This is a genomic window from Roseburia sp. (assembly GCF_041325975.1).
GTDB lineage: Bacteria > Bacillota > Clostridia > Lachnospirales > Lachnospiraceae > Roseburia > Roseburia rectibacter.
This window is the reverse complement of record NZ_JBGLEJ010000005.1, coordinates 776,054-799,363: the sequence shown is the minus strand read 5'-3', so window position 1 is coordinate 799,363 and position 23,310 is coordinate 776,054. Positions and strand designations below refer to the sequence as shown.

The 23,310-nt window shown below is 39.4% G+C and carries 20 protein-coding genes; 17 read left to right on the top strand and 3 right to left on the bottom strand.

Features of this window, described 5'->3' with window-relative positions; translation table 11 throughout:
- Positions 1 to 277 precede the first annotated feature (277 nt).
- Complete coding sequence (locus tag ACDD58_RS15135) at positions 278 to 1,405, top strand: glycoside hydrolase family 105 protein (RefSeq protein WP_370778241.1); 1,128 nt, start codon at positions 278 to 280, stop codon at positions 1,403 to 1,405.
- A gap of 40 nt (positions 1,406 to 1,445) precedes the next feature.
- A complete protein-coding gene (locus ACDD58_RS15130) occupies positions 1,446 to 2,303 on the top strand; it encodes a lysostaphin resistance A-like protein (protein WP_370778239.1) in 858 nt (285 codons plus the stop codon).
- 121 nt (positions 2,304 to 2,424) lie between these two features.
- Here the strand turns inward: ACDD58_RS15130 and ACDD58_RS15125 are convergent, their stop codons facing one another.
- Entirely contained in the window at positions 2,425 to 4,221 is a 1,797-nt protein-coding gene (locus ACDD58_RS15125; protein ID WP_370778238.1) for an NFACT family protein, read from the bottom strand.
- A 320-nt stretch (positions 4,222 to 4,541) separates the two neighbouring features.
- Between ACDD58_RS15125 and ACDD58_RS15120 the strand changes: the two genes are divergently transcribed.
- From ACDD58_RS15120 to ACDD58_RS15095, 6 genes are all read left to right on the top strand, one after another.
- Positions 4,542 to 5,291 carry a hypothetical protein gene (locus ACDD58_RS15120; protein WP_243102826.1) on the top strand — a complete coding sequence of 250 codons (750 nt, stop codon included), beginning with the start codon at positions 4,542 to 4,544 and terminating at the stop codon, positions 5,289 to 5,291.
- 62 nt (positions 5,292 to 5,353) lie between these two features.
- The gene (locus ACDD58_RS15115) at positions 5,354 to 6,100 is read left to right on the top strand and encodes a hypothetical protein (protein ID WP_370778236.1); all 747 of its coding nucleotides are present in this window, start codon (positions 5,354 to 5,356) and stop codon (positions 6,098 to 6,100) included.
- Between the two features lie 809 nt (positions 6,101 to 6,909).
- Entirely contained in the window at positions 6,910 to 8,526 is a 1,617-nt protein-coding gene (locus tag ACDD58_RS15110; RefSeq protein ID WP_370778234.1) for an Ig-like domain-containing protein, read from the top strand.
- Positions 8,527 to 8,691: 165 nt separating this feature from the next.
- The gene (locus ACDD58_RS15105; RefSeq protein WP_370778233.1) at positions 8,692 to 12,609 is read left to right on the top strand and encodes a hypothetical protein; all 3,918 of its coding nucleotides are present in this window, start codon (positions 8,692 to 8,694) and stop codon (positions 12,607 to 12,609) included.
- Positions 12,610 to 12,709: 100 nt separating this feature from the next.
- Positions 12,710 to 14,512, top strand: a complete 1,803-nt coding sequence (gene pepF / locus ACDD58_RS15100) for an oligoendopeptidase F (RefSeq protein ID WP_370778231.1) — start codon at positions 12,710 to 12,712, stop codon at positions 14,510 to 14,512.
- A gap of 66 nt (positions 14,513 to 14,578) precedes the next feature.
- Positions 14,579 to 14,812: an HPr family phosphocarrier protein gene (locus ACDD58_RS15095; RefSeq protein WP_370778229.1), complete on the top strand. Its 234-nt coding sequence runs from the start codon at positions 14,579 to 14,581 to the stop codon at positions 14,810 to 14,812.
- Between the two features lie 55 nt (positions 14,813 to 14,867).
- Here ACDD58_RS15095 and ACDD58_RS15090 read toward each other — a convergent pair whose 3' ends face one another.
- The gene (locus ACDD58_RS15090; RefSeq protein ID WP_370778227.1) at positions 14,868 to 15,302 is read right to left on the bottom strand and encodes a hypothetical protein; all 435 of its coding nucleotides are present in this window, start codon (positions 15,300 to 15,302) and stop codon (positions 14,868 to 14,870) included.
- Between the two features lie 254 nt (positions 15,303 to 15,556).
- On the opposite strand from ACDD58_RS15090, the gene nadA reads away from it, so the two are divergent.
- The 4 genes from nadA (at position 15,557) to ACDD58_RS15070 (ending at position 19,200) form a co-directional block, all read left to right on the top strand.
- On the top strand, positions 15,557 to 16,465 hold the full coding sequence (gene nadA, locus ACDD58_RS15085) for a quinolinate synthase NadA (RefSeq protein WP_370778225.1): 909 nt from the start codon (positions 15,557 to 15,559) through the stop codon (positions 16,463 to 16,465).
- Between the two features lie 61 nt (positions 16,466 to 16,526).
- On the top strand, positions 16,527 to 17,747 hold the full coding sequence (locus ACDD58_RS15080; RefSeq protein ID WP_370778223.1) for an L-aspartate oxidase: 1,221 nt from the start codon (positions 16,527 to 16,529) through the stop codon (positions 17,745 to 17,747).
- Entirely contained in the window at positions 17,716 to 18,600 is an 885-nt protein-coding gene (gene nadC / locus ACDD58_RS15075; protein ID WP_370778760.1) for a carboxylating nicotinate-nucleotide diphosphorylase, read from the top strand. Before ACDD58_RS15080 ends, nadC begins: the two co-directional genes overlap by 32 nt.
- A gap of 63 nt (positions 18,601 to 18,663) precedes the next feature.
- On the top strand, positions 18,664 to 19,200 hold the full coding sequence (locus ACDD58_RS15070; RefSeq protein WP_117922184.1) for a transcription repressor NadR: 537 nt from the start codon (positions 18,664 to 18,666) through the stop codon (positions 19,198 to 19,200).
- Here the strand turns inward: ACDD58_RS15070 and ACDD58_RS15065 are convergent.
- Positions 19,154 to 19,528 (bottom strand): helix-turn-helix transcriptional regulator, encoded by a 375-nt coding sequence (locus ACDD58_RS15065; RefSeq protein WP_370778221.1) that lies wholly within the window; start codon positions 19,526 to 19,528, stop codon positions 19,154 to 19,156. The two genes, ACDD58_RS15070 and ACDD58_RS15065, sit on opposite strands and share 47 nt — an antisense overlap.
- A 297-nt stretch (positions 19,529 to 19,825) precedes the next feature.
- Between ACDD58_RS15065 and ACDD58_RS15060 the strand changes: the two genes are divergently transcribed.
- The 5 genes from ACDD58_RS15060 to rimO all read left to right on the top strand — a co-directional run bounded on the left by ACDD58_RS15060 (position 19,826) and on the right by rimO (position 23,271).
- Positions 19,826 to 20,704, top strand: coding sequence for a YicC/YloC family endoribonuclease (locus ACDD58_RS15060; RefSeq protein WP_117922191.1), 879 nt, complete (start codon positions 19,826 to 19,828; stop codon positions 20,702 to 20,704).
- An 11-nt stretch (positions 20,705 to 20,715) separates the two neighbouring features.
- Positions 20,716 to 20,985, top strand: a complete 270-nt coding sequence (locus tag ACDD58_RS15055) for a DUF370 domain-containing protein (RefSeq protein WP_117922183.1) — start codon at positions 20,716 to 20,718, stop codon at positions 20,983 to 20,985.
- Entirely contained in the window at positions 20,966 to 21,604 is a 639-nt protein-coding gene (gene gmk, locus ACDD58_RS15050) for a guanylate kinase (protein WP_117922182.1), read from the top strand. The genes ACDD58_RS15055 and gmk overlap by 20 nt, the downstream gene beginning before the upstream one ends.
- Before the next feature lie 97 nt (positions 21,605 to 21,701).
- Positions 21,702 to 21,947 carry a DNA-directed RNA polymerase subunit omega gene (gene rpoZ, locus ACDD58_RS15045; RefSeq protein WP_186898755.1) on the top strand — a complete coding sequence of 82 codons (246 nt, stop codon included), beginning with the start codon at positions 21,702 to 21,704 and terminating at the stop codon, positions 21,945 to 21,947.
- The gene (gene rimO, locus ACDD58_RS15040; RefSeq protein ID WP_117922180.1) at positions 21,937 to 23,271 is read left to right on the top strand and encodes a 30S ribosomal protein S12 methylthiotransferase RimO; all 1,335 of its coding nucleotides are present in this window, start codon (positions 21,937 to 21,939) and stop codon (positions 23,269 to 23,271) included. The genes rpoZ and rimO overlap by 11 nt, the downstream gene beginning before the upstream one ends.
- Positions 23,272 to 23,310 lie beyond the last annotated feature (39 nt).

Genomic DNA, 23,310 nt, shown 5'->3' with positions numbered 1-23,310 from the left:
TTTTGCTGCGGTGTTTTTGATCGCGTTTTGTTTTGTTCAGTGATAGTATATGAAATATGATGTCAGATAAACATGTATTTTTTGTCAGAAAAGCAAGTAATATCCGTTTTGAAAAACGCATAAGATATCTGTTTTATGTTTTGTAAATAAAACTTGTAAGCGCTTACAAATATTTATTTACAAACCGGATCATATAAGCTATGATAAAGGTAACGTGGTTGTGTCAGAAATTCGTAATGCAGGCTGGCAAAATGCACAGGAGAAGGAGAAAAACAGTATGGATAAGATTGAAAAATACATTGATGAACTTTTAGAAAAAAGCACACCGGATCGCCCGATCTGGAACATCGAAAAAATTCTGCAGGGGAAAAAGTCAACCTGGAATTATATTGATGGCTGTATGATCAAGGCAATTTTAGAGATGTATGCCATCACAAAAGACGAAAAATATTTTTCATTTGCAGATCATTTTATTGACTGTAAAGTTATGGAGGATGGTTCGATTGAAGGATATTCCGTGGAAGAACTGAATATTGACAATGTCAATGCCGGAAAGACATTATTTGAACTTTATGATCTGACAGGAAAAGAAAAATACCGTAAAGCGATCGACCTTGTATATAGCCAGATCAAGAAAATGCCTCGTACAAAAGAAGGAAATTTCTGGCATAAAAACATTTATCCGAATCAGGTATGGTTAGACGGACTTTATATGTGCCAGCCATTTTATATGGAGTATGAGACCCGTTTCAATGACAAAAAAAATTATGACGATATTTTTTCACAGTTTTTTAATGTGGCAGAGCACATGCGTGATCCAAAGACTGGACTTTACTATCATGCGTATGATTCCTCAAGAGAAATGTTCTGGTGTGATAAAGTAACCGGTCTCAGCCAGAATTTCTGGCTTCGTGCATTGGGATGGTATTCCATGGCTTTGCTTGATACCCTAGATAAAGCAGATGCGTCTGTCGGCGAACCATATGAAAAAATAAAACAGATCTTTGTGGATCTGATGGATTCCATGTTAAAATATCAGGATGAGAGTGGCATGTGGTATCAGGTCGTAAATGTCGGTGGAATGGATCGTAATTATCTTGAGACAAGCGGAAGCTCGATCATGGCATATGCACTGCTTAAGGGTGTACGTCTTGGATTTTTGCCGGAAAGTTACCGTGTTTATGGTGAGAGGGCATTTCACGGTATTTGTGATAAATATTTATCGGAAGATGAAAACGGAGAGCTTCATTTAGATGGTATCTGTCTGGTTGCAGGATTAGGCGGAGCAAACCGCCGTTCCGGAACATTTGATTATTATATGTCCGAGCCGGTTGTAAAAGATGATGCAAAAGGTGTCGGTCCATTTTTACTTGCATATACAGAGATGAAGCGTTTAGAGAAGTAAAATAAAAAATTATTTGCCGGTAAAGGAAAAAGGAGCAGATATGAGAGGTAATAATCAAACAAAATTTAGTGGAACAAAAGCAGTTGGGGTAAGTATCCTTGCACTTTGCTTATTGGCATTTTCACAGCTTCTGGCACTGTTGATCGGAAATATGCTGGTGGCAGGCGGAATGTCAGCAGTGACCGGGAATATTTTTACCGGAATTTTATATGCAGGACTGGTGCTTGGCGGAGTCTGGCTGATATGCAAGAAGATGTTGAAAATACCAGTGACAGATTTTAAGGTTGGGAAGCCGGATCTGTATCCATTTTGGATCATCGCTGCTTTTGCAATGCCGTTGCTGGTGATCTTAGTATATCAGTTATTTGCAGGAACATGGCAGCAATCGTCCATGGAATCGGAAACGATAAAACGGCTTGTCGCCGGAAGCGTGGCATATTTAGGGCTGGCAACCGGAATCGTGGAAGAGACAGTATTCCGTGGAGTTATTATGAGTTCGGTAGAATATGCGTGGAACCGGAAAATTGCAGTGATCGTTCCATCCGTTCTGTTTGGATGTCTGCATATCGAAGAGGGGATGAGTATTTCTGGAATGATCCAGGTTGTGATAGCAGGAAGTCTGGTTGGCATTTTGTTCTCCCTTGTGACCTGTTATACCGGAACAATCTGGTATTCTGCACTCATGCATGGAGTCTGGAATTGTCTGATGATCGGAGGATTGATCCATATCGGCTCTGCGGTGGATGGTACAGCCTGGTATAATTATGTGCTTGATACAGATTCTTTTCTGCTGACGGGTGGAGAATTCGGTGTGGAGTCTTCTGTTATTTCCATAGCAGCGTATCTGCTTTTTGCTGTCATCGCATTATTATTACTCAGTAAAAAGAAAGAAGCATAACTTATTTTAAAATATAATTTTAGACAGAAAAATCGCAGTCGTGGTCTTATAAATCCACGGCTGCGATTTTTATCATTTTATAACGCTGATTCATAGTTGTTTTGGAGGGCTGGTTATTGTTTTATTCCACCAGCGTCAGATCAGAAATATCAGGATGTACCGTCAGCGAAAAATTAGTGTAATACACCACAAAGCCCGGAGCACTTCCGTTTGGCTTTTTTACATTTTTTTTCTGAAGATAATCGATCTCAATCTTATCACTGTCCCTGCCGCTTGAATAGTAACCGGCAAGTTTTCCGGCTTCTTCAAACATGCGGTCTGGCAGGTCTGTTTCGTTGTTTGTTTTTACGATAACATGGGAACCTGGCATTCCTTTGGCATGAAACCACCAGTCGTTTCCGGTTGCAAATTTAAATGTCAGTTCTTCATTCTGATAATTATTTTTCCCAACATACATATGATAACCGTCCGAAGAAATGTAATGAAAAGGTTTGCTTTTGATCTTTGCTTTTTTATCGGTGCGTTTCCGTTTGATATATCCATATTCTACCAGTTCTTCTTTGATCTGCACCAGATCATCCTCAGTCAGGGCAATATCTAAAGAGGTGGCAATACTCTCTAAATGTTCAATTTCAGACTTTGTCTCCTGGATCAGATCGGTAAGTGCCTCATAAGTACGTTTTAACTTCCCGTATTTATCAAAATATTTTTGCGCATTTGCTTTGGCATCTAAAGTCGGATCAAGAGGAATCGTAACGTTTTCGTTTGTATAATAATTGACTGCTTCGAGCTGTCTGGCACCTTCCTCTAAACCGTAGCCGTATGTGTGGATGAGCTCACCGTATACTTTATATTTATCACGTTTTTCGGTGTCTTTTAACTGCTTTTGCTGGAGCTGGTATTTTTTCCGGTTACGTTCTAATGCAGTTGATACGATTTTACGCAGATCGACAGATTTTTGTCGGATGCGTGTGTAAATATTTCTTGAAGCGTAGTATTCTTCAAGTACTTTGGAGATCGAATCATATTCTGTCATAGTATAGCCATCTGTGTCAGAAATGTCTGTGTTCTGCATGATTTTTTTGTCAGATGTAGTGTGGACATATTCTGACAGGCGGAAACAGGAAAAATCGATCGGTTCCCGTCCGCGCATGATGATGTTTGGACAGTAATTGTGATTTCTGACATCATCCATCATCCATGAAAAGTTATGGAACAGATGTTTTTTGCCGTCTGCATCCAATGAATCTACTGGCATATCTCCATCAATCGAAGCACGGTAACAGATTTCATTTGCGATCACAGGACTGATTCCGGTGAAAGAACCATAAATTGCCTTTGTGATGGAAACAGGTTTTTTCATGACGGATTCCATGAAAACTTCTTCCGTAACTTCAAGTGGATTTAATTTATCTTCCTGTGTCGCAGGAATACAGTAAGCCCGTCCCGGAAGGACTTCACGCACAGAACTCATCATGGAGGATACATGTTTGATACTGTCAATAATCATGCCGTCGGCGTTACAGAAAATAATGTTGCTGTGTTTTCCCATCAATTCTACAATCAGTGTTTTCTGACACAGATCCCCCATCTCATCAAGATGTTCAATGTCAAAATGAATAATACGTTCCATATGGGGCTGATAAATTTTTATGATCCGTCCGTTTGCGATATGTTTGCGCAACAGCATACAAAAATTTGGTGCGGTCAGGGGACTTGGTTTGTTCGTTTCAGTCAGATACACAAAAGGCAGGGAAGCACTTGCTGACATGGCAAGGCGGAACTGTCCGTTGCTTCCTTTTAAGGTAAAAAGAAGTTCGTCATTTTCCGGCTGTGCAATTTTGCTGATTTTTGCATTTAAAATTGTCTGATTCAGTTCATATACAAGATTGGATATTACTAATCCATCAAAAGCCATTTTTAAATCTCCTTTCGGAATGTGTTTCCGCGGATTTCCCGCAGAATGATATTATAACGGATTTTTAATGCAAAAACAATGTTGATAGATAGTATATTTGTTGACACATTAAAATGAAAATAATATAATTATTATATAAATTCCTATAAATACAATAACTTGTCAAAATTTGTCGAAAAAACTAATAAAATTATACAAACAATAATATGCAGATTTTGATATGAATGTGTGCCTGAAAGAAAAATTAAGCTGGCAGTATTGTATTTAGAAATGAGTTGCTAAGAGGAACATAGGGAGAATGAGGATTGGAGGATTTGCGTATGTTAAAACAAAAAAAGAGTATTGTGGTGATAGCGAAAGTACTGGTAATGGCACTTTTGATCGGTGTGTTTGCAGCTATTCCGTCGACAGAGACATTTGCTGCTGCAAATAAAGCGCTTCGTACAAAGGTTACATTTAACGGAGATAAGGACTCTGATGAAGCGTGGAGAAATAACAATTATATTATGCAGGCAGGTTATCAAAAAGCTTCAAAAATCAAGAAAAATATGAAAATGTCCGCAAAAGTGTACGTTCCGGCAGCAGCCTTAAAAAAGAATGGAGATACTGTAATTGTGGATGCATGGATAAATCTGGAAAATAGTAAAAACGGTAAATATGCTGGGGAGATCGGTGCAAAATATCAGGTAATTCTGAGCAAAGAGGGCAAAAAAATACGTCTTGCGCTGGTGGATCTGGTGAAAGAAAAAGAGTGTAAGCCTGGGAAAATAGCCAGCTATAAAAAATCCGGAAAATATTATGTGATCACGATCAATAATATGCCATTGAAAAATACTGTTTATAAGGATGAAAAGACATCAAAGATTAACACGAAAACGAAATATAATCTTGGACAGGGAATCGGTGTCACGGGCATCTGCACAAAGACCAGCGGTTATGTATATATTGATGATTTGCAGATTTCAGGTGTGACTGTGCAGAAGATTACATTTAATAAGGAAGACTATAAGTGGTACAGTGGAGGTCATTTGGATAAATATTATTCTCCGAAGGTTACAACTATTAAATAATAGCTAATTTGTAAAGTAAAAAAATGTTAAAACCAGGAGAATAAGGACAGGAGGATTTGTGTATGGTAAAACACAAACAGAGTATTGTGGTAATGGCAAAAGTACTGGTAATGGCACTTTTGATCGGTGTGTTTGCAGCTATTCCGTCGGCAGAGACATTTGCTGCTGCAAATAAGGCGCTTCGCACAAAGGTTACATTTAACGGAGATAAATCAGAAGAGGCGTGGGAAAATAATAGTTACTATCTTGGGATTGGCTATAAAAAAGCATCAAAAATAAAGAAAAATATGAAACTTTCGGTTAAGGTGTATGTTCCGGCATCAGCCCTAAAAAAGAATTGGGATCGTGTTTATGTAAATACAGGGATTGATCTTGAAAACAGTAAAAATGGTAAATATGCCGGTACTATCTCTTCAAGATATCCGGTGATATTGATCAAAGATGGTAAAAAAATACAAGTGGAATTGTATGATTCAGTAACTGACAGAAATATTAAAGCCGGGAAACTGGCAAGCTGCAAAAAATCAGGAAAATATTATATGATTACAGTTAACAATATGCCGCTGAGGAATGTTGTTTCTAAAGATGAAAAGGAGTCAAAGATCAATACAAAAACCAAATACAACATTATACAAGGGGTTGCTATTACAGGAGTCTGTTCAAAGAGCAGCGGCTATATATATGTGGATGATATAAAATTTTCGGGCGTAACGACACAGAAGATCACATTTAATAAAAAAGATTATAAGTTTTGTGATTGTTCTCATCTTGAGAAGCAGCATACTGTGAAGGTTACAACTATAAAATAAAATTTAAACTGATATAAAATATCAATGAGTGCAAGTGTGTCAACATGCTTGCACTCATTTTTATTATTGCGGGAACAGAACAATTTGAATTTGTATATTTTAATTAAAAGTAAATTACAAATATAAAAATAAAATTAAATAAATGAAAATGTCTTTTTTTATGTAAAAAATTTGTTATACTAAATTTACATATGAAGAAATGAAATATCAGTTTTAATCTGGATATTCTATATGTCAGCTTTTTATTAATAAAGATGGCATATCCGTAACAGTCTTTTTTATTTCATTACAGATATCTTTAAGAATATTCCTGACGCATTTAAGTGAAACAATGGCTTTATTCACACACCGTACTTTGACAATTAAATTAAGAAGAGATTCGATCAGAGAAGTTGCTTTTCCATAGCATTACGTTTATAATAAAAACAGGAAATCCAATATAATATACTTTTCAAGGCAGCCGGCAGGACGGCTTTACCACTTAGATCTGCTCCGAGATTCGGAGAAAGGGGTGGTAGCATGGTTACATACAGTGACTTGTTCACATTCATTATTATGATATGTGCCATCATAACGCTTATCAGAAGTGTCAGTAATGATACCCATGATAAGACAAAAAAATAACCGTCCAGCTCCTGAGAAAAGTTGACGGTTATTTTTTGTAACTTATAAACTTGTTTCACCGGAGCAGATAGGTATTTGCTTATCACCCGGCTGTCTTGATAGGTATATTATAAAAGTTTCCATTTCGTTTGTCAATGTCGTAAGGTAAAAGAATCAAAAATAAAAGATAAAGGAGAATCGAAGTTATGAGAGAAAGAAGAAACCGGAAAGGAATGAACACCGCAAAGGTGGCAGGATGGAAAAAAGCAGTCGTGCTCACGCTGGCACTTATCATGTGCATCAGCAGCATCGTAGTACCACAGCCGGAGGAAGTATCGGCAAAGCAGGCAACATACATTGATTACTTTGGAGAGGATCAGCCAAAGAATCAGATCGTGTTTGCAACATCGGATGATGCCAAATGGCATAAAACGCAGGAACATTGTTGCAATATTTCTACATACAGACATTATCACTGCATAAAAAAGAAAACTGTTTATGCAGGAGAGAAGTTCACGATCATCCCGGTTGCCATGTTTAAAAATGGAGTGGTAGTAGGATCAAAAAACAGTAAAGACGGTATCAAATCCGGTGAACTGAAATACAAATCCTCGAACACCAGCATTGCAACAGTAAATGCAAAGGGTGTTGTGACAGTAAAGAAAAAAGGAAAATGTAAAATCACTGTGACATCCATTTATGATTCCAAAGTAAAAGGAACACTGAGTCTGACGGTAAGCAAAGGAAAGCAGAAAGCAAAGATCACTTTAAAAAAGAGCAAAGAGAGTATCATTGTTGGAAATACAACCACGATCAAGGTAAAATCGTTTAAAGGTCTCAGCAATAAGAACCTTACCTTTTCTTCCAGTGACAAGAAAATTGCAACGGTATCATCCAAAGGAAAAGTAACCGGAAAGAAAGCTGGTACAGCTACAATCACTGTAACTTCCAAAATCAACAAGAAAGTAAAAGCTGTGTTTAAGGTAACCGTAAAAACGGCGGATATGATTGACACGGACTATTCCGAAAAAGGAAAAGGTAAGATCGTCCTCGAAGAAGATAACGTGGTTTTGTACCCGGAAAAATCTTTCCATAAGATTTATAATCATTGTGGTGATGCACACAGCCTTGAATTTTATACCGAAGATCACGAGAGCATGGATCAGTTTATTGGAGAACAGCTTTTAGTACAGAAAGAAAAATACGGACAGGCACAGATCAAGGTAAAACGGATCACCGGCGTAAAGAACAGTGCTGTTTCCTATAAGTCCAGCAACACAAGTGTCGCAGCCGTTTCTTCTACCGGTTTTGTTACACCGAAAAAGGTAGGAACCGCAACGATCACAGTTACATCCAAAGCCAATAAGAAAGTCAAAGCTGCTTATAAGGTAACTGTCAAGAAAAATGACATGGTACTGGCAGTGGGATTTGATATGTACGATAATATCAAGTACTATGTAAAGAAACATGAGGATGGAACGATTGAAAATCGGTTGCTGCCGGTTAATGAAGAATTTTTCTCCGCAGATAAGAAGGTTGCAGCATCAAGTGATTCAGCAGATGCTATTACAAGCAATAATAAGATTATCATGACCAGTAGCAATGAAAATGTTTTAAGAGTCAAAGATGAAGGCTATCTGGATGTAATAGGAAAAGGATATTCTATTATTACTTTAAAAACAGCAGATGGACGGTGGAGTTATTCCTGGAAAGTGACTGTCAGCGATAAACAGACTTCCTTTGCTAAATATAGTACAGGTTTCACAACAGGAAGAGGCATGGATGAAACTGATGAAAAGGATGGATGGGTAACTGAGCTTTAAACAACAAGTAAAATTGAATAAGTATGAAAACTATCAAAATTAATTTTGATAGTCAGAAAAATGAACTGCTTGGAATCTCTGATTACCTTGCAGTTCATTTTTTTTACCACGGTATTTTCAAAATGAAAATATAAATACACAGGACGGAAAGTCGAAAGGAGATCTATGAAAGAAAAAATATTGAAACTAAGCAGATTTTTACTGCTCTGTGCAGTAATGGTTCTGATCACCATGATCCCACAGAACATAAAAGCGATCACGGTAGAAGAAGCAGGAAATGTCTATATGACAGATTCACAGGCTGGAAAAGAAACCCCGCTGTATGGGCGGCTGAATATTAACTATACCGGAAATACGAACTATGATACATGGGCTTATGATATCGTTACGAATTATAATACCTATGATAGTAAAAAAGACCAGTATAAAGCTGCGGAAAATGTTTTGAAAAATGCAGATAATTCAGTGATCGGAAAGAAGATCAAAAACAACCGGTCTGCAAAGCTGACAAAGTCAGAAGGTGCGGATGGGACGATCCGTGCAGCATATCTGGTATGGCAGGCAAGGACAAGTATCAAAAGATCGGACACAGATGCGAAAGCACTTGCAAAATCAGAAATCGCTTTTGTACTGCCGGATGGAACAGCAAAACTGATAAAGGCACAGTATGCAACTTATGATAACAGGTCAATTGATTATAAAAACCAAAACAAAGAGGAAGGAGTGAGGCAACAGTACACCTTCGTAAACATGTATGCGGATGTGACGGATATCATTAATAAAAGCAGCAAGATCTATGGAACGTATTCGGTATTCAACATTCCGTATTATGAGCATATCGGCGGTGGCGAGGGCGCCGGTGGATGGCAGCTGATCATTGTGGAAAACTGTGATATGTCAGTTCCGATGAGGGCAGTGCGTCTTAGAATGTCCGCGGATTTTAATATTGATGATGTTTCAAAGCATAATGGAGAATGGGTAGAGAAAGACATTAAAACCGGAATGGTTACAAGTGTGAGATCAAAGGCATACAAGGCAAATGATAAAGTGCCTTTGACCGGACAATATCTGATGATTTTTGTGGAGAGCACTAATAGTAATTCCAAATTTACCAAAATGAACCTGTATGCACAGAAAGCGTCTGAAAAGTTTGATAAAAACAAAAAGATTTTCGGACTGTCAAAAGATGTAAGTCCGTATTTATCGATCAATGGAAATGCACTGTACAGTAAAGCGACGACAACAAAAGGAGATCTGGTCGATTTTACAATTAAAAAGGAAAGTACACAGCCTGCCTATGCAAATCAGTATTATACTTTGCAGACCAATACCGGAGATTTTAACAAATGGGTTACCATGTTTGTGACAGGTATTGCGATAGATATCTCGGATAACTTTGCAGAGGGAAATCAGGTCACAACGGTAAAGAGCCCTACCACAGTTAACGTTTCACAGAAGATCACCAATAAAACCCTGCAGACAAAAACAGGTTATTACAATGGAAAACTGGTGGTCACATTAGATAAAGCACTGACTCCGACCAATACGAAACCGGAATTGACAGTATATAATAAAGAAGCTGATACAAAAACAACAATAAAAGGAACATGGAATGCGAAAAATCATACGGTAACATTTGCGGTTGATACACAGGGAGATAAGGGAACAAAATATACGGATAGTAAATTTAAAAACCCAAGCAGAGGCAGTTATATCAGTTACAGTATCGACTGTACATATGAGAAAAATTCCGGAGTGGAAGAGTTTAAGAATGGATCTAAGCTGTCCGGTGATTTGAGATCACAAAATGTTGCAACAAAGACTACCATTGATGACATATTAACGAAAGAATCAGTCGGAGTTCCGATCTATGTACTTACTGTCAAGATTGACAAAACCACGGTCAATAAAGCTGTAACACAGGTATTTAATAATGGGACGGCGATCACTGGTGCCGGTGGCACAGTAAACAGTAGCAGCACGGTATCCGGTGATTATTACATGGCGTCGTATGAATTGCCGTGTAATGCAAACATTGTTTCCACACCGACCTTTAATACCGGCTACGTGTTCAGCATGTGGACGGATCTCAATGAAAAGACCGGTGTTTCGACAAACTGTAAGGTTACATCTGATTATGTGAATGATAAAACCTATGCCTATGAGAGAAGCATGCCTGCTTATAACATGACCTTAACTCTTACCGGAGTGTTAGATGAAGCTGTTTATACCGTTCATCACTGGAAACAGAAAACAACCGGAATTGCATCTGACCATGATGATAAGAACTATGAACTTGCCGAGACAGAGACAAAGAAAGCACAGATCGGAAGCAAAGTAATGCCTGCAGTAAAGACATATACCGGATTTGACAGTCCGAAAACACAGACGAAAGCAGTCACTGCGGATGGAAAGATGGTCATTGATTATTATTATGAAAGACACCTTTACAATGTGACCTTAAATGCCGGGACAGGTATAGAAAAAACGATCGGAGCAGGACCGTACCGTTACGGCCAGAGCGTAACGATCGACGCCAATGTAAAAGAAGGCTATCACTGGCTGAACTGGACTGGTAATTATACCGGAGGTTCCGGTGGAGATCAGACCGTGGATACAAAGAAATTTACATTCACAATGCCGGCAGGAAACGTTACAATGACAGCCAGTGCAGAAGCAAATAAATATACGATCCATTTTGATCCAAACGGCGGAGCCGGACATATCGACGATATCGAAACCACGTATGATACCGATGTGACACTGCCGGATGTATGGAATGCAGACGGAACAGCAGCCTATGTGAAATATACACTCGATGGTCAGAATGTGACAGATGGTGTCATTTCCGGGGCAATTCCAAAAGCAATGATGGCAGGATATGAAGAAGAAGAGGAAGACACTGAGATCGAAGACACTGAAATTGAAGATGCCGAAAGTGACGACGTAGAAAACAATGACACTGAAATCGAAGATGCCGAAAGTGAAGACACTGAAATTGAAGATGCTGAAACCCAAGATGATAAAAATTCAGTTATCGATGACGAAGATACCGGAAACGATGGTAATGATGCGGATATAGCAGATGTATCGAAATCCGTGGACGATATGGATGAATCAGGCATGGAAGATAATTCTGATGAAGCTGCAGAAACACAAGCGGATTCTGATGATACAGACGCTGCAGATGAAACAGATCTTAACGGAGATGCTATGCTGGAAAAAAGGACAGAAGATGATGCAGTCGATATGGATGCTTTAAAAGACGCAGATCTGGATAAAATTGAGGAAGATAAGAAAGCCGAAGCACCAAAGAAAAAGGTGTATGCATCCATTTTTATGGGCTGGGCTTTAGAAGATGGCAAAGACACTTTTATCCCGCAGTGGAAAGCCGGAGATATCGGGCAGAACCTTGTAGCAGAAGATGGTGGAGAGATCACACTTTATGCTGTATGGGATGATTGTCCGTGGATTCAGGCGCAGGATCTGTATTACACTTTAGAGCAGGCACAGAGCGGATTTATCACGGAAGAAGAGATTTTAAGCCATGCAACAGCGACCGACCGTGAGGATGGAAGCCCGATTTTGCCGGGAACAAACCCGGCTCCAAGTGATCCGGAGGTTTTCACATCCTTTACGATCCCGGACTATCAGGCAGGTGAGTTTACAAACCTGCAGCATGATTTTGCCACATCGGAAAATCTGACTGTAGTTGACCATACAGGAAATACTTATGTGAAACAGATCATGGTGTATGTAACTGATACAACACCGAAGAAGATCACACAGATGGATCTGACCGGAGTTACCCGTTTCATCAACAGCAAATATTATCATAAGCCGTATGAAGAGGGAGGACTTGAAGATAATTCTATCTGGAAAGTCGATCCGGAATACCGTGCGGCACTGGAATCAGCATTAAATAATATGGATCATGATACCCCGGTTGAAACCTATGTATTATCAAAAGAAACCATCAAAGAGATAAAAAAATATGTGGAAGACCATGGAATCGGAAACAGCAGAGAACCGGATGCATTGAATAACTTCTACGAGCTGTTCCTTGCACCGAATAAACAATAGATAAAAAAACATCAATATTTTTCTTTACAATTTCTTTTGCAGAGCGTAAATTAAAGAGTGTTGGAATTATTTTCTGGCAGTAAAAATCTGGAGGTTTACAATGGCAAAAAAATTATTAAAACGAAGTGAAGTAAAAGAAGAATACACATGGAATTTAAAAGATATGTATGCATCCGATGAGGATTGGAAAAAAGATTTAACGGAGATTGATAAGATCCTGGATGAGATCGGGAAAATGGAAGGCAAGGTAGCTGCATCTGCAAAAAATCTGCTGTTTGTATTGGAAAATGCAGCAAAAGCAGGAGAAAAACTGGATTATGATTTTGAATATGCAGAGAGACTGTTTGATGAGGATCAGAAAAATACTGCACATCAGGCAATGTCTCAGAAAATGTATTCCATGATGACAAAAGTGTCGAGCCGCACAGCATTTATTGTCCCGGAGATTCTTACAATGGATGAAAATGTATTAGAAGGATATTATAAAGAACTGCCGGAACTGGAACTTTACCGGAAGCAGATTGAAGAGATTGAGCGTACCAAAGCACATACGCTTTCTGCGGAGATGGAAAAGCTGGTGGCGATGACAGGGGATATGGCAGAGACATCCGGACAGGTATATTCTATTATCAACAATGCTGATTTTGTATTCCCGGAGATCAAAGATGAAGAGGGTGATACAGTAAGACTGTCCCACGGTAATTTTGTGCCGTTTGAAGAGTCTGCAGACCGCCGCGTGCGCAAAGACGCATTTGAAGGTTTTTACGGTGTATATAAACAGTATGCTAATACACTTGCTGCATTATATAATGGACAGGTAAAACAGCAGATTTTTTATGCAAATGCAAGACATTATGCTTCAACATTGGAAGCAGCAGTGGATGCAAACAATGTTTCTCCGTCTGTGTATTATAATCTGATCGATACGATCAATAAAAATATGGACAAAATGCACCGTTATGTACGTCTTCGTAAAAAATGTCTCGGTGTAGATGAACTTCATATGTATGATGTGTATACACCAATGATTGCAGATGCAGCAAAGAAGATTTCTTTTGAAGAGGCAAAAGAGACTGTTTTAAAGGCATTAGCACCACTTGGCGAAGAATATGTTGCAAAGGTAAAAGAAGGATTTGAAAGCCGCTGGATCGATGTTTATGAGAATGAGGGAAAGAGAAGCGGGGCCTATTCTGCAGGCGCATATGGCGGACATCCATATGTATTGTTAAATCACAATGATACGCTTGATAACATGTTTACACTTGCACATGAGATGGGACATGCAATGCACTCCTACTATTCAAACGAAGCGCAGCCATATATTTATTCCCAGTATAAGATTTTCGTTGCGGAAGTGGCATCTACATGTAACGAAGTACTTTTAATGGAATATCTTCTGAAAAATACGACAGATAAAAAAGAGCGCGCTTATCTGCTCAACCATTATCTTGACAGCTTCAAAGGAACTGTTTACCGTCAGACAATGTTTGCAGAGTATGAAATGTTAAGTAATAAGATGGCAGAAGAGGGAGAAAGCCTGACTGCTGAGACATTAAATAAACTGTATTATGACCTGAATTGCAAATATTTTGGACCGGATATGGTATCAGATCCTGAGATTGCCTATGAGTGGGCAAGAATCCCTCATTTTTATTATAATTTTTATGTATATCAGTATGCAACGGGATTTTCTTCCGCGGTTGCACTGGCACATGGAATCTTAAAAGAGGGAGCACCTGCAGTAGAGCGTTATAAGAAATTTTTGTCAGGCGGATGTTCTGCCTCTCCGGTAGAACTCCTTAAAATTGCAGGCGTTAATCTTGAAACACCAAAGCCGATCCAGGAAGCACTTGATGTGTTTGGAGAAGTGCTTGATGAGATTGAAGTATTGCTTGCTGAATAATGAATAACCGGTGGAAAATTGTGGAATACTATATCTATACAAGAACAAAAACAGGAGGATTTTGTTTTGAAGCAGATAGAAGTATTGATCGATGCACCGGAAAAAGCAAAGAAACTATGTCATATTCTAAGCAGTCATAAGGGAACATTTGATCTTGCAAAAGGCAGATATATTGTGGATGGAAAATCTATTATCGGCGTCTGCACAATGGATCTGTCAAAGCCACTGACTCTGACGATATATGAAGAAGATGATATGGTTATGGAAGAAATTCAGGAATTTGTTGTAAAAGGCAGATAACAAAAAAGACAGTAACAATCCAAAAGGTTGTTATTGTCTTTTTTGATTTGTCTGCCTATAGATAACTTCGTATTTCTTTGGCGAGATTTTCTTCCAGATGGATCAGTTCCTTGCAGAATCCTTGTGCCTGTTCGTCTGCAGCTGCGTACTGGTTGTAATAACGGCAGAGTGATTTGACACCCATGTTACATCCTTCGGTTAACAGATCGGCACACACAGCATCGCTTTCCTCGACAGCTAATTTGGCATTTGTTTTCAGCCAGGACATTCCTTTTGCAAATACGTTCGGTTCTTTGGCGGAATCATCGCATTTTTCTAATTGTGTATGGATTTCATTACCAAGACGTTCATGTTTCTGCCTGGATGCTGTGACAACATTTTTGAAATCTGTATCTGAGATTTTATCACAGATCTCATCCATGGAATAAACTGCCATTTTTGTGCCGGCATCACATTCACGCAGTAACTTTATGGTATCTCCGTTTAACATATATAATACCTCTTTTTCATATTTTTTTGCAGTAACCGAATGTGGGTCATACATTCTACTGCTTAATATGCTGCAAAACAGTCTGGATTATGTATGGATTCAGAATGATTGATTGTTTTCTATAAAAAACTTTACATAATTTCAAACATGTGTCTTGTCATATGTAATGATAAGTGATATACTACGAAAAGTTTCAGTAAAAATCTGGGATTGATGGGCAAAATAAGATTTTTGAAAGAGAGTTAAGAGGGTATATGATTAGTTTAGAAGAATTAGAAGAGTGGAAAAAGAAAAAAGATGCCGTGATCTTAGCGCATTATTATGTAAGACCGGAGGTACAGGCGCTTGCTGATTATATCGGAGATTCTTATTTCCTGAGTAAAAAGGCAACAGAACTTGATAATAAAACAATTGTACTCTGCGGAGTGACATTTATGGGCGAGAGCGCAAAACTATTAAATCCGGATAAAACGGTATTGATGCCGGATCTTGCTGCAGATTGTCCGATGGCACATATGGTGACAAAAGAAACTGTCGAAGCGGCGAGAAACCAGTATGAGGATCTGGCAGTTGTGTGTTATATCAATTCAACACAGGAGATTAAATCATGGTCTGATGTATGTGTGACCTCCGCAAATGCGGTAAAGATCGTAAAAAATCTGCCGAACAAACATATTTTATTCATTCCGGACCGGAATCTGGCTCATTTTGTTGCAGCAGCAGTACCGGAAAAAGAATTTATTTACAACGAGGGATTCTGCATTGTGCATGAATTTATGCAGGCAGAGGAATTGCTTGACTTAAAGGCAGAGCACCCGGATGCAAAAGTTCTGGTTCATCCGGAATGTAACCGTAAAATTATTGAGATTGCAGATTTTATCGGTTCCACAAGCGGAATTATCAATTTCGCCGGTGAGAGCAGTGACAAAGAATTTATCATTGGTACGGAGTGTGGAGTTCTTACAAAATTAAAAGAGCGCAGACCGGATGCAGAATTTTATTTCCCGGAGACGATACCGACCTGTGTGAATATGAAAAAAATCACGCCTGAAAAAGTGCTTCATGTTTTAAAAACGGGAGAGAATGAAATCCATGCGAAACCGGAAACGGAAAAAGCAGCAAAAAATGCACTGGCGAGAATGTTAGAACTTGCAGGAAAATAAAAGTAATGTGTGCTGTAAAATATAAATTATATCAGGTGGCAGCACAGAAATGAGGTCAGATATGAGAAATCTGTATTACGACGTGGTAATTGCAGGATGTGGTGTGGCAGGACTTTATGCAGCTTTAAATCTGCCAGAAGAAATGAGTGTTCTTATGCTTTCAAAAGAAGACTTAGAAAGCTGTGATTCCATGCTGGCACAGGGAGGAATCTGTGTATTACGGGATGAAGAGGATTACGATTCGTATTTTGAAGATACCATGCGGGCAGGGCATTATGAAAACCGGAAAGAGAGCGTTGATATCATGATACGTTCCAGCAGGGATGTGATCAATGATCTGCTGAATTTTGGTGTACGGTTTGCAAAGAATCCGGATGGAAGCCTTGCATATACCAGAGAGGGAGCACACTCAAGACCAAGAATTTGTTTTCACGAGGATATTACCGGAAAAGAAATTACGACGACACTTTTATCGCATGTAAAAAAATGTTCTAATGTCACCATTTTAGAATATACGACAATGACAGATATTTTGGTGGATGGTGGGAAATGTACCGGTATGGCTGCAGAAACAAAAGAAGGCGAGACACTACATATCCATGCCAACAACACGATCATGGCGACGGGAGGAATTGGCGGACTTTATGAACATTCCACTAATTTTCCAATCCTGACCGGCGATGCATGCCGGATTGCCGAAAAACATGGTGTGGAACTTGAACACATGGACTATGTACAGATCCACCCGACCTGTCTTTACAGCAAAAAACCCGGAAGAAGTTTTCTGATCTCGGAATCAGCAAGGGGAGAGGGAGCGATTCTGCTCAATCACAAAGGAGAACGTTTTGTTAATGAACTTTTGCCGCGTGATGTTGTGACCAAAGCGATTCAGGAAGAGATGAAAAAAGAAGGGGTGGAACATGAATGGATTTCATTTGCACATGTTCCAAAAGAAATTATTTTAAAACATTTTCCACACATATATGAGCGCTGTTTAGAAGAAGGCTATGATCTGTTGAAAGAACCGGCACCGATCGTACCGGCACAGCATTATTTTATGGGTGGTGTTCATGTGGACCGTGATTCCATGACTACAATGCCGCGTCTTTACGCAGCCGGGGAAACAAGCTGCAATGGTGTTCACGGAAAGAACCGTCTTGCAAGCAACAGTCTGTTAGAAAGCCTTGTATTTGCAAAACGTGCAGCAATAAAAATACAAAACGAAGAGAAAGGAAATAAAGATCATGAATTTGAATCCAATTACCATGCAGCTTGTTGCTGACAAATATATCCGTCTTGCCTTAGAGGAAGATATTCACAGTGAGGATGTATCCACTAACGCAGTAATGCCGGAATATAAAGCCGGAGAAGTGGAACTGATCTGCAAACAGGATGGAGTGATCGCAGGACTTCCGGTATTTGAGCGTGTATTTACCATGTTAGATGTCTCTACAAAAGTGATATGGGCAAAAAAACAGGATGGTACTGAGGTAAAAGACGGTGATGCTGTTAAAAAGGGACAGCTTCTTGCAACGGTAAAGGGAGATGTGCGTGTGCTTTTATCTGGAGAACGTACGGCCCTTAATTATTTACAGCGTCTGAGTGGTATTGCAACATATACACGTGAGGTTGCGCAGTTATTAGAGGGCAGCAGTACAACACTGCTTGATACAAGAAAGACAACACCATGTATGCGTATTTTTGAAAAATATGCGGTCTGCGTGGGTGGTGGACAGAATCATCGCTATAATTTGTCTGACGGTGTGCTGTTAAAAGATAATCATATTGACGCGGCAGGAGGTGTAAAAGAGGCAGTTCTTGCGGCAAAAGCCTATGCTCCGTTTGTCCGTAAGATTGAGGTGGAAACAGAAAATCTTGATATGGTAAAAGAAGCTGTGGAAGCTGGTGCAGACATCATTATGCTTGATAATATGACACCGGAACAGATGGCGGAGGCAATCCGTCTGATTGCTGGAAGGGCAAAGACAGAGTGTTCCGGAAATATCACAAAAGAAAATATCAGGACGATCACAGAGCTTGGCGTTGATTATGTTTCCAGTGGTGCACTGACACATTCTGCACCGATCTTAGATGTCAGTCTGAAACATTTGAAAGTAACAGATTCCCTTCAGTAACGCTTGTAAAAATAAACAGATTCAGCTAAAATAAGTGGAGAGTCAAAAAGGAGAGGATCGCAAATGGAAAAAGAAATGACCGGAACAGACAGAAGAAAAGAAATCCTTACCATGATACGGGAAGCAGATACACCGGTGTCTGGTACGGCACTTGGAAAGAAAACAGGTGTCAGCAGACAGGTTGTGGTACAGGATATTGCACTTCTCCGCACACAAGGGTATCCGATTATTTCTACGGCAAGGGGATATTTGTTAGATGAGCCGAAACAGGCGTCTAAGATATTTAAAGTCTGTCATACCAATGAACAGGTGGAGGATGAACTTACCACAATCGTTGATCTTGGTGGCTGTGTGGTCAATGTCATGGTCAATCACCGGGTTTATGGAAAGTTAGATGCCTCGTTAAATATCAAGAGCAGGCGTGATGTGCAGAATTTTATGGATGATTTAAAAACAGGAAAATCAACACCACTTCTCAATGTGACGTCTGGATATCATTTTCATAAGATCAGCGCTGAGAGTGAAGAAGTGTTAAATGAGATAGAGGAAGCACTCAAAAAGAAAGGATATCTTGCGGAATTACTTCCGTATGAACAGTAAGAAAGTAATATTGCCAACCCCAAAAGATGTTGTCAGTCGACAACATCTTTTTTTGTGAAGTAAAATAATCCACCAATTCATAGACTAGTACAGCTTCACGTTCAGAAAGCGTGGAAATATCAATGGTATTATTTTGTTCTAAGCCTAGTAAAAAGTCTGTAGAAACATGAAAAAGTAAGGCGAGTTCGATCAGGTAAGTGGTAGATGGAACGGAAATACCCATTTCCCAGGCATTGACGCTATTTCGCGTGATGTTTAACTTTTTTGCAAGCTCTGTCTGTGTCAGATGACTTGCTTCCCGTAAAAGCTTAATTTTGTCTGCAATCATACATACCTCCATATGTATGTGTATAGTTTCTATACAAAATGATGTTGCATTATGTAGTTCTTGTTTTTGTTGTTGGCGCTGCACTTTTCTTTGCATGGAAGTACAGAAAGCAATATGATGAAAAACATAAATAGTCGTTGCAGTCTGAAAATTAAAGTAAAATAAAAAATCCGCTATATTGACTTGAAACCAAATTCGCTTTATAATAAAATCACTTATGCATACGAGAAAGAGATGAAGCCGTGATGCATAAGTGATTTTTACGTGACAGGTTATTTTGCAGAAACGGAGAAAGATATGATAAAAAGTATGACCGGTTTCGGCCGGTGTGAATTTGCGGATGAAGACCGTAAATTTACAGTAGAGATAAAAGCGGTCAATCACCGTTATCTCGATGTTAATATCAAGATGCCCAAAAAGCTGAATTTTTTTGAAAGTGCGATCCGCACTCTTTTGAAAGAGTATATGGAACGGGGAAAAGTCGATATCTTTATCAGTTATGAAGATTTTACGCAGGATAATGTTTCATTAAAATACAATGAAGCACTTGCAGCCCAGTATCTGACATATTTAAATCAGATGGCTGAGAAGTTCGGACTTGATAATGATATCCGTGTGAGTACGCTTTCAAGATATCCGGAAGTGTTTGCCATGGAAGAACAGAGTATCGATGAAAAATCGCTTTGGATGGGACTTGAAAGGGCGATACGTGGTGCAGCAGAGCAGCTCGTGGAGAGCCGGATCAAAGAAGGCGAACATTTAAAGAAAGATTTGTGCGAGAAACTTGATGGCATGCTTTCTTATGTTGACTTTATCGAGGAACGTTCTCCTATGATCATTAAAGAATATCGGGAACGTTTAGAAGCTAAAGTGGCTGAGTTGTTAGGTGACCGTCAGATTGATGATGCAAGAATTGCAACAGAAGTAACAATTTTTGCGGATAAGATCTGTGTGGATGAAGAGACAGTCCGGCTGCGCAGTCATATTAAGAGTACCAAAGATACTTTAGAGACAGGCGGCAGTGTGGGCAGAAAACTTGATTTTATCGCGCAGGAGATGAACCGCGAAGCCAATACGATCCTTTCTAAGACGAATGATCTTGAAATTTCTGATATCGGTATCAGCTTAAAGACGGATATCGAAAAAGTCAGGGAACAGATTCAGAATATAGAATAGGGCGGTGGTGTATGGCAAAGTTAATGAATATCGGATTCGGCAATATGGTCAATACCGATAAGATTGTCTGCATCGTATCCTTAGATTCTGCACCGGCAAAGCGTATGGTACAGAAAGGCAAGGAACAGGAAAATCTGATCGATGCGACACAGGGACGCAGAACGAAAAGTGTCATTTTTACAGAAAATAATAAGATCATTTTATCAGCATTGCAGCCGGAGACACTTGCAGGCCGGTTTAACGGCAATGTGACAGAGGTATATGATGATGCGAAAGAATAGAGGAATCCTTACGGTGGTATCCGGATTTTCCGGTTCTGGAAAAGGAACCATCATGAAAGAACTGATGAAAAAATATGCTGACAGCTATGCACTTTCTATCTCAGCCACAACAAGAAATCCAAGACCGGGCGAAACAGATGGTGTGGAATATTTTTTCCGCACCAGAGAACAGTTTGAACAGATGATAGAAGAAGATGCATTGATCGAATATGCCCAGTTCGTTGGCAATTATTACGGAACACCGAAAGCATATGTGGAAGAACAGTTAGAAGCCGGGAAAGATGTCATCTTAGAGATCGAGATCCAGGGAGCACTGAAAGTCAGAGAAAAGTTCCCGGATACGTTACTTTTGTTTGTGACTCCGCCAAGCGCCGGAGAGTTAAAAAATCGTCTGGTAGGCAGAGGAACAGAGACCATGGATGTAATTGAGTCAAGACTGGCGAGAGCTGTTGAAGAGGCAGAGGGCATTGAGTCCTATGATTATCTTGTGGTCAATGATATATTAGAAGAATGCGTGGAGGAAGTTCATCAGATCATAAAAAATGAACATTACCGCGTGAATCGAAATACGACAGCGATACAGGAAATGCGGAATGAACTAAAAGCATTTTCAAAATAGTTTGTCCATGACACAGATTACTATCTGTAGCATAAATATAAGAATTTAAGTGCGGGTAACCGCCATATGCGCAATGCGCAAAGAAAGGGGAATTATTATGATACATCCATCTTATGTAGAATTAATGAAAGTTGTAAATGACGGTGTGGAGATTGGCGAGGAGCCGGTTGTAAACAGCCGTTATTCTATTGTGATCGCAGCGGCAAAAAGAGCACGCCAGATTATTGCAGGTGATGAGCCGATGGCAGAGAAGAAAGTATGCCCGAAACCATTATCTATCGCAGTAGAAGAACTTTATGAAGGAAAAGTAAAGATTTTACCGGAGTCATCGGATGAAGAATAATTTAAAACTTTTATTTGTATCACTCGGATGTGACAAAAATTTAGTCGACACAGAGTTTATGCTTGGCATGTTAAGAGATGATGGGATCGAAATGACGGATGATGAGCGGGAGGCGGACATAATTATTGTCAATACCTGCTGTTTTATCAATGATGCAAAAGAGGAAAGCATCAATACCATCCTTGAGATGTCAGAACTGAAAAAAGAAGCCAGGTTAAAAGCCCTGATTGTGACAGGATGTCTTGCACAGCGCTATAAAGAGGAGATTATCAAGGAAATCCCGGAGGTGGATGCAATCCTTGGTACGAATTCCTACGAAGACATTGTAAACGCAGTTCATCAGTCCTTAGAGGGCAAACACTATGAAAATTTTAAAACATTAGAGGGACTTCCGACACTGCATACAAAACGGTCTGTGACAACAGGTGGACATTTTGCGTATTTAAAGATCGCAGAGGGATGTAATAAACGATGTACTTATTGTATCATTCCGTACATCCGTGGTAATTACCGCAGTGTTCCGATGGAAGATCTGATCGCACAGGCAAAAGAGCTGGTTGCTGCCGGAGCAAAAGAACTTATCTTAGTAGCACAGGAGACTACACTTTATGGAGTAGACCTCTATGGTGAAAAGTCACTGCATCGCCTGTTAGATGAATTAAACAAAATTGATGGTCTGTTCTGGATCCGTATCATGTATTGTTATCCGGAAGAAATATACGAAGACCTTATTGATGCAATGATCCGCAATGAGAAAGTGTGCCATTATCTGGATATTCCGATCCAGCATGCAAACGATACCATATTAAAACGTATGGGACGAAGAACAAACAATGCTGATCTGGTACGGATAATTACGCATTTACGTGAACGTATTCCGGATATTACACTGCGTACTACACTGATCTGTGGTTTTCCAGGCGAAACGCAGGAAATGCATGAAGAATTGATGCAGTTTATCAATGATATGGAGTTTGACCGTCTCGGAGCTTTTACGTATTCGCCGGAAGAAGGAACACCTGCTGCTGAGTTTGCAGATCAGGTTGACGAAGAACTGAAAAAAGACTGGCAGGCGGATGTCATGGAGTTACAGGAAGAGATCATTTTTGATAAAAATGAGACAATGAAAGGCAGGGAGTTATACGTTTTCATTGAAGGAAAAGTGAGCGATGAAAATGCATACGTCGGAAGAACTTACCGTGATGCGCCTGATGTGGATGGTTACATTTTTATCAACACAGATGAAGAACTCATGACTGGAGATATTGCAAAGGTACGTGTGACCGGTGCTTATGAGTATGATCTGATTGGAGAATTGATCTGATTGTATTTAAAATTTATTGTGCAGAATGGAGAGTGTAAA

What these genes read in the sequence shown, in the direction of transcription:
- ACDD58_RS15130 (WP_370778239.1), top strand. Translation starts at nt 1,446, where the DNA reads ATGAGAGGTAATAATCAAACAAAATTTAGTGGAACAAAAGCAGTTGGG.
- ACDD58_RS15065 (WP_370778221.1), bottom strand. Translation starts at nt 19,528, where the DNA reads ATGATTGCAGACAAAATTAAGCTTTTACGGGAAGCAAGTCATCTGACA.
- ACDD58_RS15060 (WP_117922191.1), top strand. Translation starts at nt 19,826, where the DNA reads ATGATAAAAAGTATGACCGGTTTCGGCCGGTGTGAATTTGCGGATGAA.
- pepF (WP_370778231.1), top strand. Translation starts at nt 12,710, where the DNA reads ATGGCAAAAAAATTATTAAAACGAAGTGAAGTAAAAGAAGAATACACA.
- ACDD58_RS15125 (WP_370778238.1), bottom strand. Translation starts at nt 4,221, where the DNA reads ATGGCTTTTGATGGATTAGTAATATCCAATCTTGTATATGAACTGAAT.
- ACDD58_RS15110 (WP_370778234.1), top strand. Translation starts at nt 6,910, where the DNA reads ATGAGAGAAAGAAGAAACCGGAAAGGAATGAACACCGCAAAGGTGGCA.
- ACDD58_RS15090 (WP_370778227.1), bottom strand. Translation starts at nt 15,302, where the DNA reads ATGTTAAACGGAGATACCATAAAGTTACTGCGTGAATGTGATGCCGGC.
- gmk (WP_117922182.1), top strand. Translation starts at nt 20,966, where the DNA reads ATGATGATGCGAAAGAATAGAGGAATCCTTACGGTGGTATCCGGATTT.
- ACDD58_RS15120 (WP_243102826.1), top strand. Translation starts at nt 4,542, where the DNA reads ATGTTAAAACAAAAAAAGAGTATTGTGGTGATAGCGAAAGTACTGGTA.
- ACDD58_RS15135 (WP_370778241.1), top strand. Translation starts at nt 278, where the DNA reads ATGGATAAGATTGAAAAATACATTGATGAACTTTTAGAAAAAAGCACA.
- rimO (WP_117922180.1), top strand. Translation starts at nt 21,937, where the DNA reads ATGAAGAATAATTTAAAACTTTTATTTGTATCACTCGGATGTGACAAA.
- ACDD58_RS15105 (WP_370778233.1), top strand. Translation starts at nt 8,692, where the DNA reads ATGAAAGAAAAAATATTGAAACTAAGCAGATTTTTACTGCTCTGTGCA.
- ACDD58_RS15055 (WP_117922183.1), top strand. Translation starts at nt 20,716, where the DNA reads ATGGCAAAGTTAATGAATATCGGATTCGGCAATATGGTCAATACCGAT.
- ACDD58_RS15115 (WP_370778236.1), top strand. Translation starts at nt 5,354, where the DNA reads ATGGTAAAACACAAACAGAGTATTGTGGTAATGGCAAAAGTACTGGTA.
- rpoZ (WP_186898755.1), top strand. Translation starts at nt 21,702, where the DNA reads ATGATACATCCATCTTATGTAGAATTAATGAAAGTTGTAAATGACGGT.
- nadA (WP_370778225.1), top strand. Translation starts at nt 15,557, where the DNA reads ATGATTAGTTTAGAAGAATTAGAAGAGTGGAAAAAGAAAAAAGATGCC.
- ACDD58_RS15080 (WP_370778223.1), top strand. Translation starts at nt 16,527, where the DNA reads ATGAGAAATCTGTATTACGACGTGGTAATTGCAGGATGTGGTGTGGCA.
- ACDD58_RS15070 (WP_117922184.1), top strand. Translation starts at nt 18,664, where the DNA reads ATGGAAAAAGAAATGACCGGAACAGACAGAAGAAAAGAAATCCTTACC.